Origin of the sequence: Micromonospora sp. DT41 (assembly GCF_049841715.1) — a bacterium.
Classification (GTDB): Bacteria; Actinomycetota; Actinomycetes; order Mycobacteriales; family Micromonosporaceae; genus Micromonospora; species Micromonospora profundi.
This window is the reverse complement of sequence record NZ_JBNCKU010000002.1, coordinates 244562-262440: the sequence shown is the minus strand read 5'-3', so window position 1 is coordinate 262440 and position 17879 is coordinate 244562. Positions and strand designations below refer to the sequence as shown.

Below are 17879 nucleotides of genomic sequence, written 5' to 3'. Positions count from 1 at the left end.
TTGAACTCCAACGACCCACAGCCGGGCCACAGCAGGATCACAGCAGAGGGGCCGGTCGTCGATATCTGCCGGCTGGCCGTCCACCATGGCGCATCGATGCGGGTGGTCGCCGATGGACGTGCCGATGCGCGCCCGACCGAACGGACGGGCGAACCGCCACGGCAAGATCAACCGTTCGGGGGGATCGAGACTTTCTCGCGTCCCCTACCGTCGCTACCTATGACCTACCCGTACCAGGTGCCCCCACCACCACCCAAGCGGCGGACGCTGCGGACCGTGCTGATCGTCGTGGGCGTGGTCGTCGTACTGTGCTGCGCCGGCGTCGGCACCGGCGGCTTCTTCCTGTTCAAGGGCATCAAGGCCGCAACCGACCCGGCCCGGCAGGCTGCCGAGTCCTTCGTGAGCGAGTTGGAGGCCGGCGACGCGGCGGCGGCGTACGAACTGCTGTGCAGCGACACGCGCAGGAATTTCACGAAGGACACGTTCGTCCAGGGCGTCGCCAGGCAGCCACAGATCCAAAGCCACAAGGTCAACGGCGTCAACGTGTCGACAGTCAACGGGCGTACCTCGGGGACCGTGAACATGGCCTTGAAGCTGGACAGTGGCTTCACCGACAGGCGCGCGATCCCGCTGGTGAAGGAGGACGGCACCTGGAAGGTGTGCGGCCAACCGTACTGATCAGCAGGTGCGTGACTGCCAACTCACCTTCGTGACGACTGTTCGCATATGCAGGTCCCCACCACCGTGCGGCGGTTCGCCGCTCAACCTGCCGGCCTCACGTTGGTCGACGCCACGTGGCGGCGGGGCAGCGCAGACGCCATGAGTGCGAGCAGCGCCGCACCCGCCCCCACCACGAACAGCGGCGCCAGAGCTGGTTGCCCAAGCCACTCCCACATGGGGTGCCAGGACGGGTGCGGCTCGTCCATGTGATGCCTCACCGTGGACGGGCCGGCAAGGAGGACCGGCACCCACCACGTGACGGCGGCAAGTCCGAACAGAACAGCGGTGAGCACGCGCAGTGCCCGGCCGCGATTCTCGGTGCGGCGACTGGCCCACCCGAACACCAACCAGGCGACCACCGTCCCGAGCAGAAAGCCTGCGACGCCGAAAGGCTTGACCGCTGCCGGGGTTGCCCGCGTCAGCTCGGCGGAGGCGTACGTCTCGTCGTTGTGGCCGGTCACCCCCGGCTTCGGTGGAGCCGACAGGGAACTGCCGAGCGATATTTCGAGATTCAGTACGTCGTCCCCACGCCACGCGGCGAACACCGCGCTCCTGGGCAACGTCGACTCGTCACAGCTGTTGCAGTCCACCCTGTTCCGGGTGGTCACGTCCGATACACGCCATCCGTTGTCGCGCAGCCACCCTCGGCTGGACTCGACAAGCGCCTGGTGGTCCACCTGCGCCGGGCCGCTCAGGCCCACCATGGCGCGACCCTGCTGGTACTCGCCAGCGTCGGGCGAGAACAGAACATGCAGGTTGTCGGAGCCGAGCGGCTGCCCGTAGATGACGAACAGCGCCGGGTCCACGCCGACGTGACCAGTCGCGTCCTGACCCAGCACGCCACTGAACAGCTCCGTCGCCTCGGCCGCGCTGGGCAACGGACGGGCGGTCTCCCACCCGAGCCGGGCAGCGAAGGCACCGGCGAACAGTCCCCACACGATCGCGGTCAAGGCGGCCCACACCACAACGCCGCGACTGTTCGGTCGCCCCAGTCGGCACCGCATTCCGTGGCGGAACAGGTTGGCCGCCTCACGGATGGTCGGTCGGGTCCGATCCGGCGGGGCGAGATCGAGGAGTGTCCCAACGACCTCCTCACCGCGGGTCCGTCGGAACTGGCGTGGATAGCACAGCAGCAGCCTGCGATAGCGGCGCGCGAGCCTTCCCCGCGTACGTGACATGGGGGTCTCCTTGGTGACGTCGACTTACGCCGGGCGCGGGCGGGCGATGCGCAGCTTGCGCTCCGCTGCCGCGGCGAGTGAGCGCAGACGGGCGGTCTCCGCGTCGAGCACAGCCAGCCCGTCCGAGGTCAACCGGTAGTACCGGCGAAGGCGCCCATCGGCGATCTCTTCTCGGTCCCGTACGACGAGGCCCTGCGAAGCCAGGCGGTCCAACGCGGTGTAGAGGGTCCCCGGGAGCAGCGTGACCCGGTTCGCCGACAGCACCGCGACCTCCTGAATGATCCCGTAGCCGTGCCGTGGCTGGTCGGCAAGTGCGGTCAGGATCAGGAAGCTCGGCTCTCGCATCTCGCTCACGCCGACAATATATATCGGTGATCAATGTATGGCAAGCGCGGAGTGCGGTGGCCGTTCGGCGCTGCATTGGTCAGCGGTGCTTCCTCCAACGGCGGGAACCCGCGACGATCATTCCCCCGCCCACTGCGCCCAGGATCGCCTCGTTGAAGGGCCCCGGCTGCTCGACGTAACCCAAGGCGACCGCGAGTCCAGCCCCTGCCGTCATCACACCCGCCACCGCCAAGGTGGCGCACAGAACGAGACGAGTACGCACGGCGTCAGTAGAGCAGCCCGATCGCCACGTCGTCGAACCCCTCACCCGAAGGGATCGAGACGGGCCGAGATCTACCCGCAGCCTGATGTCCAGCGGACTGCACCGCTGAGGCGGCGAGCGACGCAGTCGGGCGTGATCGACTCGGCTTCACTGAAACCGGGGCATCCCCGCAACCCGGACACCCCGATATCAAGGAAACCGAGTCGATCAACCCGCCAGCTGTCCGAAATACCCATTCTGAGTCGGAGCGCGCGAACGGTCACGGCGGAACGGGACAGCCCGTCGCGCTGCCCGAGGCGTGCGACGGCCCAGGGTTGCGCAGGTCAAGGCAGTTGCGCCCGTTACTTGGCGTTGAAGTAGCTGGCCTCCGGGTGGTGGACCACGATCGCGTCGGTGGCCTGCTCCGGCATCAACTGGAACTCTTCGGACAGCTCCACGCCGATCCGGTCCGCCCCGAGCAGGTCCACGATCTTCGCCCGGTCCTCCAGATCCGGGCAGGCCGGGTAACCGAACGCGTACCGGCAGCCCCGGTAGTCGTTGCGCAGCAGGCCGGCCAGGTCCGTCGGGTCGTCATGGCCGAGCGGGCGACCGTCGGGCAGGGTCATCTCGGTACGGATGCGCCGGTGCCAGTATTCGGCGAGCGCCTCGGTCAGCTGCACGGACAGCCCGTGCACCTCCAGGTAGTCGCGGTACTCGTTGCGGGCGAACAGCTTCGCCGCGTACTCGCTGACGGGCTGGCCCACGGTGACCAGTTGCAGCGCGACCACATCGAGCTGGTCGCCCTTGGGCTTGAAGAAGTCGGCCAGACACAGCCGGCGTTCCTGGCGCTGCCGGGGGAAGGAGAACCGGGCGCGCTCGGCGTGGCCGTTCTCGTCCAGGACGACAAGGTCGTTGCCTTCGGAGTACGCCGGGAAGTAGCCGTACACGACGGCGGCCTCCAGCACCTGGTCGGCGATCAGCCGGTCCAGCCAGTAGCGCAGCCGGGGGCGGCCCTCGGTCTCCACCAGCTCGTCGTAGGAGGGGCCGTTGCCGCCCCGGGCGCCGTTGAGCCCCCACTGCCCGCGGAAGGTGGCCCGCTCGTCGAGCAGCGCCGCGTAGTCCGACATGGGTACGCCCTTGACTACCCGGGTGCCGAAGAACGGTGGCGTGGGCACCGGCACGTCGGCGGCCACATCGGAGCGGACCGAGGAATCGTGCAGCTCCGGCAGCGACTCGCTGACGACCGAGCGCTGCCGCTCCCGGCGTGCCCGCCGGGTCGCCAGGGCCGCCTCCCGCTCCGGGTCGATCACCGGGGCGCCACCGCGCTTGGCGGTCATCACCCGGTCCATCAGGGACAGCCCTTCGAAGGCGTCCCGCGCGTAGTGCACCTGCCCGGGGTACATCGCCCGCAGGTCGTCCTCGACGTACGACCGGGTCAGCGCCGCCCCACCCAGCAGCACGGGCCAGCGCTCCGCGACCCCCCGCGTGGCCATCTCGGCGAGGTTCTCCTTCATGATGACAGTGCTCTTGACCAGCAGCCCCGACATGCCGATCGCGTCGGCGCGGTGCTGCTCGGCGGCGTCCAGGATGGCGCTGATCGGCTGCTTGATGCCGATGTTCACCACCTCGTAGCCGTTGTTGGACAGAATGATGTCGACGAGGTTCTTACCGATGTCGTGGACGTCGCCGCGCACGGTCGCGAGGACGATGCGGCCCTTGCCGCCGTCGTCGGTGGTCTCCATGTGCGGTTCCAGGTACGCCACCGCCGTCTTCATCACCTCGGCGGACTGCAACACGAACGGCAGCTGCATCTGCCCCGAGCCGAACAGCTCACCCACCACCTTCATCCCGTCCAGCAGGATGTCGTTGATGATCGACAGCGGGGCTCGGCCGCCGGCCATCGCCGCGTCCAGGTCGGCCTCCAGGCCGTTGCGCTCACCGTCGATGATCCGCCGCTTGAGCCGCTCGTCCAGCGGCAGCGCCGCCAACTCCTGCGCCCGGCTGGCCCGCGCGCTCGTCACGTCGACGCCCTCGAACAGCTCAAGGAAACGCTGCACCGGGTCGTACCCCTCGCGACGCCTGTCGTAGACCAGGTCCAGGGCGACCTCGCGCTGCTCGTCGGGGATCTTCGACATCGGCAGGATCTTGCTGGCGTGCACGATCGCCGAGGTCAGACCGGCCTGCACGCACTCGTGCAGGAACACCGAGTTGAGCACCTGGCGGGCCGCCGGGTTGAGGCCGAACGAGATGTTCGAGATGCCAAGTGTGAAGTTGACCCCCGGATAGCGGCGGGCGATCTCCCGGATCGCCTCGATCGTCTCGATGCCGTCGCGGCGGGTCTCCTCCTGCCCGGTGGCGATCGGGAACGTCAGCGCGTCGATGAGGATGTCGGAGCGGTCCATGCCCCACCGGCCGGTCAGGTCGTCGATCAGCCGGCCCGCGACCCGAACCTTCCATTCCTGGGTACGCGCCTGCCCCTCCTCGTCGATGAGCAGCGCTACCACCGCCGCGCCGTGCTCGCGCACGACCGGCATCACCCGCGCGTACCGGGAGTCGGGGCCGTCGCCGTCCTCGAAGTTCACCGAGTTCACCACGCACCGGCCGCCGAGCATCTCCAACCCGGCCTCGACAACGGCCGGCTCGGTGGAGTCCAGCATGATCGGCAACGTGGACGCGGTGGCGAACCGGCCGGCCAGCTCCCGCATGTCCTGCGTGCCGTCGCGGCCGACGTAGTCCACGCACAGGTCCAGCAGGTGCGAGCCGTCCCGCGCCTGACTGCGGGCGATCTCCACGCAGGCCCGCCAGTCGGCGGCCAGCATCGCCTCGCGGAACGCCTTGGAACCGTTGGCGTTGGTCCGCTCCCCCACCATCAGCACCGAGGCGTCCTGTGCGAACGGCACCGGGTGGTAGACCGACGAGACGCCCGCCTCGTGGCGCGGCTCGCGGGCCGGGGCGGTGACGCCGTGCAGCCGCTCGGACAGCACCCGGATGTGCTCCGGGGTGGTGCCGCAGCAACCACCGATCAGACCCACGCCGTACTCGGTGACGAACCGCTCCAGGGCGTCGGCCATCTCCACGGGAGTCAGCGGGAAGTACGCGCCGTCGGCGGTCAGCACCGGCAGGCCGGCGTTCGGCATCACCGACAGCGGGATGCGGGAGTGCTGCGACAGGTACCGCAGGTGCTCGCTCATCTCGGCCGGGCCGGTGGAGCAGTTGAGCCCGATCAGGTCCACGCCCAGCGGCTCGATCGCGGCCAGAGCCGCGCCGATCTCGCTGCCCACAAGCATCGTGCCCGTGGTCTCCACGGACACCTGACAGATGATCGGCACCTGTCGACCCAGCTCGGTCATTGCCCGCTTCGACCCGACGACCGCCGCCTTGACCTGCAACAGGTCCTGGCAGGTCTCGATGATCAACGCGTCCGCGCCGCCGTCGATCAGGCCGGCGGCGTTCTCCTGGTACGCGTCGCGCAGTGTGGCGTAGTCGGCGTGCCCGAGGGTGGGCAGCTTGGTGCCCGGCCCCATCGAACCCAGCACGAACCGGGGCCGCTCCGGAGTGCTGGCCGCGTCGGCGGCCTCCCGCGCGATCCGGGCGGCCGCCGTCGACAGCTCCCGGATGCGCTGCGGGATGTCATATTCGGCCAGGTTGGCGAGGTTGGCGCCGAACGTGTTTGTTTCCACGCAGTCCGCGCCGGCGGCCAGGTAGGCGTCGTGCACCCCCCGCACCACGTCCGGTCGGGTCACGTTGAGGATCTCGTTGCAGCCTTCGAGGCCGTCGAAGTCGTCGAGCGTGAGGTCCGCGGCCTGCAGCATCGTGCCCATCGCCCCGTCGGCGATGAGGATCCGATCGGCCAGCACATCCATCAACGAAGTCCGCACCCGTTCAGGTTAGTGCGGCCCCCGGCCTGCCCGGCTGCCCTCCGAGCCCGATCCCATATTGTGTCAGCCGAATCACGCTGTCCGGTTCACTCCCGTATGACTGGCCCCCGGCCGGGCCGGACCGGCGCGGCCGACGGGCCGCATCCCTGCCCGGCACGTAGGCTGACGGACGTGAACGACAACAGGGACGCCGCTGTGCACCACGGCCGGACGATCGGGCGCGGTCCCGGTGTCGGCCGCGACGAGCAGGGTGAGGTGACGGCGTGACCGAGTTCGACGGACTGCCGGTGCTGCGATCCCCGGTGGCGATTGCCGCGTTCGAGGGCTGGAACGACGCCGCGGACGCGTCCACCGCTGCCGTCGAGCACCTGGAGCAGGTCTGGAACGCGCGGCAGCTCGCCGAGCTGGACCCGGAGGATTTCTACGACTTCCAGGTCAGCCGGCCCACCATCACGATGGCCGACGGGGAGACCCGCCGGGTGGAATGGCCGACGACCCGGTTCATGGTGGCCAGCCCCGAGGGCACCGACCGTGACGTGGTGCTGATCCGGGGCATCGAGCCGAGCATGCGCTGGCGGACGTTCTGCGAGCAGGTGCTGGAGATCTGCCACAGCCTCGAAGTGGAGCGGGTGGTGCTGCTGGGCGCCCTGCTGGCCGACGTGCCGTACACCCGGCCGCTGCCGATCAGCGGCAGCGCCTCCGACGCGCAGGCCGCCGAGCGCTACCAGCTCACCCCCACCCGCTACGACGGGCCGACCGGCATCGTCGGGGTGCTGCACGACGCGTGCACCCGCGCCGAGGTCGACGCCGTCTCGTTCTGGGTGCACGTGCCGCACTACGCCAACAACCCGCCCTGCCCCAAGGCCACCCTCGCCCTGCTGCACCGCGTCGAGGAGGTCGTCGACCTGCCGGTGCCGATGGCCGACCTGGCCGAAGAGTCCGCCGAGTGGGAGCAGCGGGTACGCAGCGCCGCCGAGCAGGACGCCGAACTCGGCGAATACGTCCGCGAGCTGGAGGAACGGGTCGGCGACGAGGGCATCACCCCGCTGACCGGTGACGAGATCGCCCAGGAGTTCGAGAAGTACCTACGGCGCCGGGGCGGCTCGGCCGGCCCCACCGCCGGCTCCTGGTAGCTGCCCCTCCCCCGTTCGACGCGGGCCTCGGACTTAGGTGTCCGAGGCCCGCTTTCTTTGTTCTCCGGTTCCTTCGCTGCCTTTCGTGTTCTTCGGGGCTTGGCTTGTGCTCATAGTCCGATTGTTGTGCGTGTTCGGGGTGGCGCCGTCACACCCGCTAGGGCATCCTAGGAACCTAGCTATGATTGAGGAGGCGGCGATGCAGATCAATCCCGGGGCAGCCGAGTTCCCGCACCGCCAGATCGCCGCGCAGCTCAAGGCCCAGGTGCGCCGCGGCGACTGGGGGCCTGGCGAACGGCTGCCGTCCATCCCGGCCATCGCCGAGATGTTCGGCGTCGCCAAGCAGACCGTGCAGCGCGCCGTCGACCAGCTGCGGGTCGAGGGCATCCTGATCACCAAACCCGGCTCCGGTACGTACGTCCGCGGCACCCGGCGGCGGCTCAACCGGCTCTCCCGAGGCAGGTACGGCGGCTTCCGCGGCTACCACACCGACCTGGCCGCCCGGTACCGTCAGCAACTCGTCTCGGTCGGCCGCGCTCCCGCCCCCGCCGAGGTAGCCGACGCATTCGGGGTGCCCGACGGCACCGACCTGCTCTGCCGCCGCCACCTCGTCCGCACCGACGACTCCCCCGTCGAGGTTGGTGCCTCCTGGTTCCTGCCCAACGACACCGCCGGCACCTCGCTGGAGCGCGCCGAAGCGTTCGGGCGCCCCCTCTACCAGGAGGCCGAAGAGGCAACCGGGCGCCGCTACATCTCGGCCACCGACACGATCAGCGCCCGGCAGCCCAGCCGTGAGGAGGCCGAGACCCTGCAGATCCGGCCCGACACCCCGGTGCTGCACCTGCTGCACGTCGCGTACGACGGCCACCGCAAGCCGATCGAGGTAGCGCAGGCCACCTGGCCCGGCCCCATGACCACCCTCACCGAGGAGTACAAGATCCCCGCCCCGACCCCGGACCCGGAGCCCGACCCCGGCCTGGTCCTAGGCTGACCCCACCCACCCGCTCGAAAACCACCCCGCCGCGCCCCCACTCCCGGCGGCTCCGCGTCCCATGCCCCACCCCGCGCCCCGCGCCCCTGCTCCCGCGCCCCTGCTCCGCACTCCGCTCCGCGCTTCCCGCTTCGCCCTTCGCCCTCGCCCTCGCCCTCGCCCCTCGCCCCTCGCCCCTCGCCCCTCGCCCCTCGCCCCTCGCGTCGATCATGGAGTTGTGGTGGCCAGTATGGGCCGCGCTGCACCTTTTGCGGGGCACCACAACTCCATGATCGACGCGGTTCCAGGCCCTGGCGCCCTGCCTCCCCGCCGATCTTGCGCTTCCTGTCCTCACAAAAGTGATCGATAAGGCTATATCGGCGACCGAAAGTGCAAGATCGGCGGGTGGGGGCGCAGCGCGAAGCGGTGCGGCACAGCTCGGCGCAGCAGAGCTGGCACAGCCCGTCGTGAAGCAGCACAGCGCGGCGCAGCACGAAGCAGCGCAATGCGGCGCCGGACAGCACAGCCGTCGCGACGCAGCCCCGCACAGCGCAGCCCCGCACAGCGCAGCCCCGCACAGCGCAGCCCCGCACAGCGCAGCCCGCACAGCGCAGCCCCGCACAGCACAGCCCCGCACAGCGCAGCCCCGCACAGCACTGCACGAAGCAGCCCGGCGCGGGCACAGCCGAGTGTGGCGTGGCGTGAGGTTAGAGGCGGATGCCCAGTAGGGCGTCCATTGTCTTGGCGAACAGGGCGGGTGCTGCCGGATCGTCTGTCGCTCCGGCCAGCGTCGCGTCGGCCCAGCGGTCGGCTGCCGCCAGCGCGCCGGGGGTGTCGAGGTCGTCGGCGAGGCGCTGGCGTACCTCGGTAAGGAGTTCAGCCCCGGACGGCCCGGCGGGTGCTGCGGCGGCCTGCCGCCAGCGGGCCAGGCGCTCCTGGGCGACGGCGAGCACCTCGTCGGTCCAGGTGCGGTTGCTGCGGTAGTGCCCGGAGATCAGCGCCAGGCGGATCGCCATCGGGTCGACCTTGTCGGCGCGCAGCCGCGAGACGAAGACGAGGTTGCCGCGGGACTTCGACATCTTCTCGCCGTCCAGGCCGATCATGCCGGCGTGCACGTAGTGCTGGGCGAACGGCGCCTGGCCGGTGAGCCGCTCGGCGTGCGCGGCGGACGCCTCGTGGTGCGGGAACAGCAGGTCGTTGCCGCCGCCCTGCACGTCGATCCGGTCGCCGAGCAGGTTCAACGCGATGACGGCACACTCGATGTGCCAGCCCGGGCGGCCCGGCCCCAGCTCGCCGCCGGGCCAGGACGGCTCGCCCTCGCGCGCGCCGCGCCACAGCAGCGGGTCGAGCGGGTCACGCTTGCCTGCCCGGTCCGGGTCGCCGCCGTTCTCGGGGAAGATCTCCAGCATCTGCTCGCGGGTCAGGTTCGATTCGTAGCCGAACCGGCCGGTGGCGGAGATGTCGAAGTAGATGTCGCCGGTGCCGTCGTCGAGCCGGTACGCGGCACCGTCCTTGACGAGCACCTCGACCTTGTCGGCGATGTCCGGGATCGACTCGACAGCGCCCACGTAGTGCTCCGGCGGGATGATCCGCAGCGCCTCCATGTCCTCCCGGAACAGCGCCGTCTCGCGCATGGCGAGGACCACCCAGTCCTCGCCATCGCGCTCGGCCCGCTCCAGCAGCGGATCGTCGATGTCGGTGACGTTCTGCACGTAGCGCACCGCACGGCCGGCGTCGCGCCACATCCGCTGCACCAGATCGAACGTGATCATGGTGGCGGCGTGGCCGAGGTGGGTGGCGTCGTACGGCGTGATGCCGCAGACGTACATGCTTCCCGCGCCAACCGGCTCGCTCGGGTGGATACCCTGCCGCGCCGAGTCGTACAACGCCAGCGGCTCGCCCCTGCCCGGCAGCCGTGGCACCTCGTGTCCCGCCCAAGACTCCATGGCCTCAGCCTAGCCAGCCGTCCGGCCCGCCCGAGTCGCCCCACCGGTGATCAAAATGACAGCTGCTCACATGGGCGGCCAGGGCACCGCCGGCCAGTCCTCGGGTGGCTGCGGGAAACGGCCGGTGTCCCGCAACCGGTCGATGCGGGCGGCCAGCTCGGCGATCTCGCTGATCGTCAGGTGGTCGGCAAGCTCCGCGCCGAGCGGTCCGGCGACCTGCCCGGCAAGCGCGCCCAGCATCTCCACCGCGTCCGGCGGCAGCTGCCGGCCGGCCCAGCCCCACAGCACGGTGCGCAGCTTCGACTCGACGTGGAAGCTCACCCCGTGGTCGACGCCGTAGATCCGGTCGTCCGCGCCGACAAGCACGTGACCGCCCTTGCGGTCCGCGTTGTTGATCACCGCATCGAGTACGGCGAGGCGGGCCAGTCGCGGATCGTCGGCGTGAGCGAGGGCGTACGCCGCGCCGTCGTCGTCGCGGGCCGCCGCTATCGGAAACCAGCGCGGCGGCAACGCCTCGGCGGGCACGAAGCCGACAAGTGGTTCGGCGTCCTCCGGCTCGTCGATCCAGAGCTGGCAGGAACCCGGGCCGAACGGGCCGTCGCGCAGGACCGTCGGCGGCACCAGATCCCAGCCGGTGGCCTGGGAGACCAGGTACGCGGACACTTCCCGGCCGGCCAGGGTGCCGTCGGGGAAGTCCCACAGCGGACGCTCGCCGCGGACCGGTTTGTAGACGCAGCGGGCCGTCGCGCCGTCGAGCGTCAGGATGCCGCGCAGTGTCGTGTTCGACGCGTCGACGAGCCGCCCCTCCAGGTCGAGCGTGCCGTCGCGAAGCAGGCGCAGCGCGGCGTCGCCGTCCTGGCGGGGCTGCAAACCGGACGAGGTCACCGGTGGTAACCGTTGTGCCGCGGGCACAGGTGCCCGGCGGGGTCCAACGGTTGGCCGCACAGCGGGCACGGCGGCCGGCCCGCGTTCACCACGCGCCGGGCCCGCTCGATGAACTGGCGGGTGGCCTGCGGGGTGAGCCGGACCCGGAGCCGATCCAGGTCCTCGTCCGGCTCGTCGTCGTCATCGTCGTCGTCGGAATCGTCGTCATCGTCGCCCAGCTCGACCTCGGGCTCCACCTCGCCGGCGGCGATCGCCTCGATCACCACCGTCGCGGTGTCCACGTCGAAGGCCAGCCCGAGCGTCCCGACCCGGAACTCCTCGTCGACAGGCGTGTCCAGTGGCTCGTTGTCGCCCACCACCGGCGCCAGCTCGGGCAGGTCCACCCCGAAGCGGCGCTGCGCCTCGGTGAGCAGTTCCTCCAGCTTTTCGGCGAGCAGTGACACCTGGACCTTTTCCAGCGCGACGCTGACCAGCCTGCCGCCGCCCCGGGCCTGTAGGAAGAACGTGCGCTCCCCCGGCGGCCCGACAGTCCCGGCGACGAACCGCTCCGGCGGTTCGAAGGCGTGCACCTGGTGGGTCATACCCACGACCCTATCCGGCCCGTCATCGCGTTGCGCACCCCACCGACCCGAATCGCCGCACGGGCGGCGCGCCCGGCGTACGAGGGGTTACCGCCGGGCGTGGCGGCCGGCGGAGAGCTCACCGCCGGCCGTGGGGCACGCGGCCCAGGGTTGCGCTGAGGGTTCGTGGCGCGGCTCACCCGGCCGCACCGGCCCCGCCGCCGACGGCGGCGTCGGAGTCGGTGGCGCGGGTCGCCCGCCGACGCCGCTTGCGCGGCGGCGGCACCAGCGCGGCAAGGTCGCCGCCGGTGTCGTTGAGGCGCAGGAGGAACGGCCGCAACGACGTGAACCGGATAGCGGTCACCGAAGCCGGGTCGGCCACGATCCGCTGAAAAAGATCAAGGTGTACGCCGAGCGCGTCCGCCACGATCGCCTTGATCACGTCTCCGTGGCTGCACGCCAGCCAGACCGCCTCGGGCCCGTGCTCGGCGGTGACCCGGGCGTCCCAGGCGCGTACGGCCGCCACGGCACGCGCCGCCATAGCCGCCATCGCCTCACCGTCGGGAAAGACCGCGGCGCTCGGGTGCTGCTGGACGACGGGCCAGATCGGCTCCTTGGCGAGCTTCTTGAGCGGCTGTCCTTCCCAGCTGCCGTAGTCGCACTCGATGAGCCCCTCCTCCACGGTGGGGGTGGCCTGCGGTAGGGCCAGCTCCAGGGTCTGCCGGCAGCGGATCAGCGGGCTGGTCACCACCGCGGCGAGCGGCACGGTCCGCAGCCGTTCGCCGACCGCGCTCGCCTGGGCGCGGCCCGTGTCGTCCAGTTCGACGGGCTGGCGGCCGGCCAGGCCGCCGTCGGCGTTCGCGGTGGTCCGGCCGTGTCGCAGAAGCAGAAGGGTCGCCACGGGGATCACCCTATGACCTGCCGGGACCGGTACGCGGGCGCGGTGCGGCGACGCCGGCCCGGGAGCCAGGTCAGCGGACGTCCGTTGCGGGCTGGACGTCCTGCACGAAGCTGTCCGACCGGTCGGCGCCGTACCCGCCGAGGACGTTCAGCACGGCCGGCACGGCGTCGCGCTCCACCATCACCTCGACCCGGGCGCGGTCCAGCAGGTCCTGGTCGAGCCAGTAACCGCGGGGCAGGGCGCGGGCGGCCGGCTGGGCTGTCGAGACAGTGGCGTCGGAGACGACGATGGAGGTGGCGCCCGCGTCGAGCAGGGCCTCCCGCAGCTCCCTGGTGGTCGGCAGTCGCGCCGGGTCGACAGTCGCGGTGACCAGCCGCACCTGCCGCACCGGTTGACCAGGCTGGACTGGCTGGGCGGCCGGACCGCCGCGGCCGGGCTGGGCGGTGGATCGGCTTCGTCCCGTCCGGCGGCGCTCGGGCGCGCCGGTGCCGTTGAGCCCGGCGACGCCGCCCAAGTGGTACGCGTCGGTGCCCTGCTGCGCCTGGTCGAGGCTGTCCTGGGTGTCGGCCGGGGCGCGCAGCCCGATGACCGCCTGCACGCCGGCGGCGATCAACCAGCTGAGCACGAACGAGAAGATCACCACGCAGATCACGCCGACGATCTGGTGCCAGAGCAGGGATCCGCCTCCGCCGAAGAAGATGCCGTCCTTGCCGAGCGGGTTGGTGCCGCTGTTGCCGAAGAAGCCGACAAGCAGCGACCCGAGCATGCCGCCGACGAAGTGGACAGCGAGGACGTCGAGGGCGTCGTCGAGCCGCAGCAGGTACTTCAACCGCAGCGCGGTGTGGCACACGATGCCGGCGATCGCGCCGATGGCGATGGCGGACAGCGTGTTGACGTACCCGGCGGCGGGTGTGATGGTCGCGAGGCCCGCGACGGCACCGGAGACGCCGCCCACGACGGTGCTGTGGCCGTCCTTGGCGCGTTCGGCGACGAGCCAGACGAGCATGCCGGCGGCCGCCGCGAGGTGGGTGTTGATGAGCGCCTGGGCGGCCACACCGTTGGCCTGGAGTCCGTCGCCGCCGTTGAAGCCGAACCATCCGAACCAGAGGATGCCCGCTCCGAGGATGGTCAGCGGAATGGAGTTGGGCGGGGCGGCGGTGTGTGGCCAGCCGCGACGGCGTCCGACGACCATCAGGGTGGCCAGGACGGCGGCGCCCGCCGAGGCGTGCACCACCATTCCGCCGGCCCAGTCCTGGGTGCCGAACCGGGCCAGCAGGCCGTCGGGGTGCCAGAGCCAGTGCGCGATCGGCGCGTAGACCACTATGGACCAGATGGCGATGAACACCACCCAGCCGATGAACTTCAGCCGGCCGGCAGTGGCGCCCGTGACGAGCGCGGGGGTGATCACCGCGAACATCATCTGGTACGCCACGAACGCCAGTGTGGGGATGGTGACCTGACCGGCGACCACGTGCAGGTGGGGCGCGGGCGGGACCCGCAGGTCGGTGAGCCCGAACAACTCGAAGTTGCCGAGGAGGCCGCTTCCGGCGTCGTCGCCGAAGGCGATCGTGTATCCCACGAGCACCCAGGTCAGGCTGACGACGCCCAGTGCGATCATGTTCTGCTGGAGCATGGCGAGCACGTTGCGGGTGCGGACCATCCCGCCGTAGAAGACGGCCAGGCCAGGGGTCATGAACAACACCAGGCCGGTGCAGACGAGCACCCAGGCGGTGTCGCCCGAGTTCACCGCTTCCTGAGCGAGCATGGGGGCTCACCTTTCCTCTCGGTACGTCAGACGGTGTGTCGTACCGCGCTGACGACGGACTCCTTGACGCGTTCGTGGTTGGGCACGGGCGCGAAGTGCCGCCGGGGCAGCAGCAGCAGCCAGGTGGCGATGTTGAACGGCCCGGTCAGCACGGGGATGCCCAGCGGGGTGAGGACGGTGGCCAGGGCGAGTTGGATGAAGAGGGTCAACGCGATGCCGAAGAGCGTGTAGACGGTCACCAGCGCGCCGGGGCGGTGCAGCACCGCGCCCACGGCGATGGCCGTCAGCACCGCGTTGAAGCCGAACAGGCCCTTGTCCAGCGAGGACGCGTCGGCGCCGAACCAGAGCGCCAGCAGTGTCGCGCCGACGGCTCCGATCACCGCGAAGAGCGCCGACCAGCGGGAGTTGATCAGCAGCGCGACCAGGATGATCAGCCCGGTGACCCAGCTGTTGATCAGGAAGACCTGGGACACACCACGCAGGAAGGTGGGGATCAGGTCCCAGTCGAAGCGACCACCGGTCAGCTGCCCCTCGCCGGGGAACATCGGCTTCAGGTTGGTGAGCACTGTGAGCCTGTCGAACTGGTACGCGGCCATCAGCAGCACCCAGGTGGTAAGCACGAACGGAATGGTGAAGGCGGTAAGCCCCCACGTCTTGAAGATCGTGTTCAGGGCCAGGGTGACAACCGTCGTGGCGATCGCGCCGAGCACCAGGTAGAGCCACATCAGCGGCCGGTCGTCAAGGAACGTCGGGACGGCGATGCCGGTCAGAAACGGGCTGAAGCCGAACAGCCCTTTGCGCAGCGAGGCGTTGTCGGCCTGTAGGACGACGGCCGTGGCGGTGCCGACGAGCAGGCCGACGACCCCTCCCCCGAAGATCCGTGGCTGCCCGTTCTCGACGGCTCCCCAGGCGACAGCCACGAGGATCAGCAGGCCGGTGAGCGGGTTGTTCTGTAGGACGACCTGCGCCGGCCCGCGCAGGCAGGCGTCGACGAACCCGACCAGCGGGTTGCGGTCGGCGAGCCTGTCCCACCCGTGCACCACTGCGGTCACGACGTTCTTCCTCTCGTCAACGCCACCGGAACGCCGGCGGGAAGGTGCGACCGGTCACCTCTTCGCGGGCGGCCACGCAGAAGGCGCGTACCGCCGCGCGTACCGGCTCGGTCTCCTGGCCCAGGACCTTGAAGATGAGCCCCGCGTCGTTGGGCAGCCGGGTGACGGCGCTGGCAAGTGGGGTCTGCTCGTCCCAGACCGGCGTCGAGGTCCGGTGCAGGACCCGTGCCGCCCGGTCGGGGTCGGTGAGCAGCACGACGTTGCCGAAGATGTGGAAGCGGTCCATGACCCCTACCCGCGCCACGTCGAACTGCCCGGGGGCCACCACGAACTTCTCCACGAACAACTGCCGGCCGTCGGGACGCTGGACGCGCAGCGCGCTCGAGAAGAGGTCGTACGCGAAGAGTTCGCCGTCGCGGTAGTACTTGCGGCCGGGTTGCAGGATCTCGCCGTAGAGCATGGTGGCGCTCTCCGCGAGGCGTACCCGGGTGTCGGTGGCGAACCGGCTGGCCCGGTACGGGATCACCGGCTCCGGCAGGTATTCGAGGTAGGTGTCCTCGGCCAGGGTGAACGTCTGGACCTGGGTGCCGTAGTTGGCGTCCATCTCCTGGATCTTGGTGGCGGACTGGGTCACCAGGTGCGCCTGGCTGCCGGGGGCGAGAGCGACGTCCATGTGCAGGCGGTCGCCCTGGAGCACACCACCGGAGGTGGTGAGGATCATGACGCACGGCAGGTCCGGCATCTCCTCGTCCCAGTAGAGCGCCCGCTGCACGAGCAGCGGCGACTGCCGGAAGAGGTCGCGCAGGATCGTGCGGTCTCCGCGCCGCTCGAACCCCAGGCGCAGGATGCCGACCTTGCCGTTGGACGCCGCGGGTAGCTGGGCCGGTTGGTCCTGGTACGGCTCCAGCTCCCGCGCGCTGTCCAGTGTGATCATGCGACCACTTCGGCGTCGAAGAGCGCGTTGCGGCGGATCAGCGAGACCAGCTCGTCGATGCCCTCGCCCGTCTTGCAGTTGGTGAACACGACGGGCTTGCCGTTGCGCATCATGTCCGCGTCTCGGGCCATGACGCCGAGGTCGGCGTCCACGTAGGGCGCCAGGTCGGTCTTGTTGATGACGAGGATGTCGGACTTGGAGATGCCCGGACCGTTCTTGCGCGGGATCTTGTCGCCGGCCGCGACGTCGATGACGTAGATGAAGTAGTCGACGAGGGCCGGGCTGAAGGTCAGCGTGAGGTTGTCCCCGCCGCTCTCGATGAGCACCACGTCGCTGTCCGGGAACTTGGACTCCATGTCCTCCACGGCGGCGAGGTTCATGCTCGGGTCCTCCCGCACCGCTGTGTGCGGGCAGGCGCCGGTCTCCACGCCGATGATCCGCTCCTCGACCAGGACCCCGGTCAGCGCCCGCCGGACGTGCTTCGCGTCCTCCGTGGTGACCACGTCGTTCGTGATCACCAGTATTCGCAGCCCGTTCTCCACGAGCCGCGGCACGACAGCCTCGATGATCGCGGTCTTGCCGCTGCCCACCGGGCCGCCGACACCGATACGACTTGCCGACTTCATGTTGTGACCTGTCCTTCTGGGTACGGTTCGGGTTCGGGTGATGCGGGTTCAGCTCATGAACATCCGCACGTGGATGTGCTGGTGTGCGGCGGCCAGGACGTCGAGGTGCGGCCCGAAGGTCTGCATGTCCTCCAGCCCCGCGGTACGCACGTCGCGGTAGTCGTCGCTCACCTTCTCGTTGACAGCGAAGAGGATCGACTGCGCGTCGAGGTGGTCGACCCGCATCAACCGGATGGCGGCGCTGAGCACCGTCGACGCCACGCCGTACTGGTGGGCCGCGAACGCGTCCTCCTCGGGCACCCCGAGGTCGGCGAAGCACACGCCGAGCGCGACCGGATAGGTGACGGGCGTGCCGGCCGTTGACTCGCTGAGCCGCTTCTTGAGCAGCGTCTCTCCGACGATCCGGGTCGCGGCCTCGGCCAGCTTGCGCCCCATCCGCACGGACATGGTCCGCATCTCTTCGTTGATCTTGCGCTGGTGGACGGCGTCGTCCGCGGACCTGATCCGGTCGAGGTCCCCGGTCAGGGCGGCCCGGTGCGCGGCGAGCAGTGCCACGCCGTCTCCGGTGGCGGCGAGCCGGGTGACAGTCCGGACGTAGTCCTGAAGGGTCGTCCGGTCGTGCACGACGCCGTGCTCGACGGCCATCTCCAGGCCGCTGGAGAAGGAGAACGCGCCGACCGGGAAGACCGAGTCGCCGAATTGGAGCAGCTTCAGGGTCTCGGCCATGGTTCGCACCGTCCGGCCC

General features: G+C 70.3%; 15 protein-coding genes. 3 read left to right on the top strand and 12 right to left on the bottom strand.

Annotated elements, in window-relative coordinates:
• Window positions 1-219 precede the first annotated feature (219 nt).
• The gene (locus ACLQ23_RS05150; RefSeq protein ID WP_355594741.1) at window positions 220-678 is read left to right on the top strand and encodes a DUF4878 domain-containing protein; all 459 of its coding nucleotides are present in this window, start codon (window positions 220-222) and stop codon (window positions 676-678) included.
• An 83-nt stretch (window positions 679-761) separates the two neighbouring features.
• On the opposite strand, the gene ACLQ23_RS05145 is transcribed toward ACLQ23_RS05150, so the two are convergent.
• The 3 genes from ACLQ23_RS05145 to metH form a co-directional block, all read right to left on the bottom strand.
• Window positions 762-1670 (bottom strand): hypothetical protein, encoded by a 909-nt coding sequence (locus ACLQ23_RS05145; RefSeq protein ID WP_355594743.1) that lies wholly within the window; start codon window positions 1668-1670, stop codon window positions 762-764.
• A 252-nt stretch (window positions 1671-1922) separates the two neighbouring features.
• The gene (locus tag ACLQ23_RS05140; RefSeq protein WP_355594813.1) at window positions 1923-2243 is read right to left on the bottom strand and encodes a PadR family transcriptional regulator; all 321 of its coding nucleotides are present in this window, start codon (window positions 2241-2243) and stop codon (window positions 1923-1925) included.
• Window positions 2244-2846: 603 nt separating this feature from the next.
• Window positions 2847-6347 carry a methionine synthase gene (gene metH / locus ACLQ23_RS05135; protein ID WP_425735597.1) on the bottom strand — a complete coding sequence of 1167 codons (3501 nt, stop codon included), beginning with the start codon at window positions 6345-6347 and terminating at the stop codon, window positions 2847-2849.
• A 278-nt stretch (window positions 6348-6625) separates the two neighbouring features.
• Between metH and ACLQ23_RS05130 the strand changes: the two genes are divergently transcribed.
• Window positions 6626-7495 (top strand): PAC2 family protein, encoded by an 870-nt coding sequence (locus ACLQ23_RS05130; protein ID WP_053655841.1) that lies wholly within the window; start codon window positions 6626-6628, stop codon window positions 7493-7495.
• Window positions 7496-7694: 199 nt separating this feature from the next.
• A complete protein-coding gene (locus ACLQ23_RS05125) occupies window positions 7695-8486 on the top strand; it encodes a GntR family transcriptional regulator (protein ID WP_355632662.1) in 792 nt (263 codons plus the stop codon).
• A 686-nt stretch (window positions 8487-9172) separates the two neighbouring features.
• On the opposite strand, the gene mshC is transcribed toward ACLQ23_RS05125, so the two are convergent.
• From mshC to ACLQ23_RS05080, 9 genes are all read right to left on the bottom strand, one after another.
• The gene (gene mshC / locus ACLQ23_RS05120) at window positions 9173-10411 is read right to left on the bottom strand and encodes a cysteine--1-D-myo-inosityl 2-amino-2-deoxy-alpha-D-glucopyranoside ligase (RefSeq protein WP_355629641.1); all 1239 of its coding nucleotides are present in this window, start codon (window positions 10409-10411) and stop codon (window positions 9173-9175) included.
• Window positions 10412-10477: 66 nt separating this feature from the next.
• Window positions 10478-11296, bottom strand: coding sequence for an SCO1664 family protein (locus ACLQ23_RS05115; protein ID WP_355629639.1), 819 nt, complete (start codon window positions 11294-11296; stop codon window positions 10478-10480).
• Entirely contained in the window at window positions 11293-11877 is a 585-nt protein-coding gene (locus ACLQ23_RS05110) for a DUF3090 domain-containing protein (protein ID WP_053655837.1), read from the bottom strand. The genes ACLQ23_RS05115 and ACLQ23_RS05110 overlap by 4 nt, the downstream gene beginning before the upstream one ends.
• A gap of 175 nt (window positions 11878-12052) precedes the next feature.
• Window positions 12053-12766, bottom strand: coding sequence for an MSMEG_4193 family putative phosphomutase (locus ACLQ23_RS05105; RefSeq protein WP_355594753.1), 714 nt, complete (start codon window positions 12764-12766; stop codon window positions 12053-12055).
• A gap of 61 nt (window positions 12767-12827) precedes the next feature.
• Window positions 12828-14522 (bottom strand): ammonium transporter, encoded by a 1695-nt coding sequence (gene amt / locus ACLQ23_RS05100; protein ID WP_355629636.1) that lies wholly within the window; start codon window positions 14520-14522, stop codon window positions 12828-12830.
• Between the two features lie 26 nt (window positions 14523-14548).
• A complete protein-coding gene (gene yut, locus ACLQ23_RS05095) occupies window positions 14549-15574 on the bottom strand; it encodes an urea transporter (protein ID WP_355629633.1) in 1026 nt (341 codons plus the stop codon).
• Between the two features lie 16 nt (window positions 15575-15590).
• The gene (locus ACLQ23_RS05090; protein WP_355594758.1) at window positions 15591-16508 is read right to left on the bottom strand and encodes an urease accessory protein UreD; all 918 of its coding nucleotides are present in this window, start codon (window positions 16506-16508) and stop codon (window positions 15591-15593) included.
• Window positions 16505-17134: an urease accessory protein UreG gene (gene ureG / locus ACLQ23_RS05085; RefSeq protein WP_053655830.1), complete on the bottom strand. Its 630-nt coding sequence runs from the start codon at window positions 17132-17134 to the stop codon at window positions 16505-16507. Before ureG ends, ACLQ23_RS05090 begins: the two co-directional genes overlap by 4 nt.
• A gap of 48 nt (window positions 17135-17182) precedes the next feature.
• Window positions 17183-17860 carry an urease accessory protein UreF gene (locus ACLQ23_RS05080; RefSeq protein ID WP_425880396.1) on the bottom strand — a complete coding sequence of 226 codons (678 nt, stop codon included), beginning with the start codon at window positions 17858-17860 and terminating at the stop codon, window positions 17183-17185.
• Between the last annotated feature and the right edge of the window lie 19 nt (window positions 17861-17879).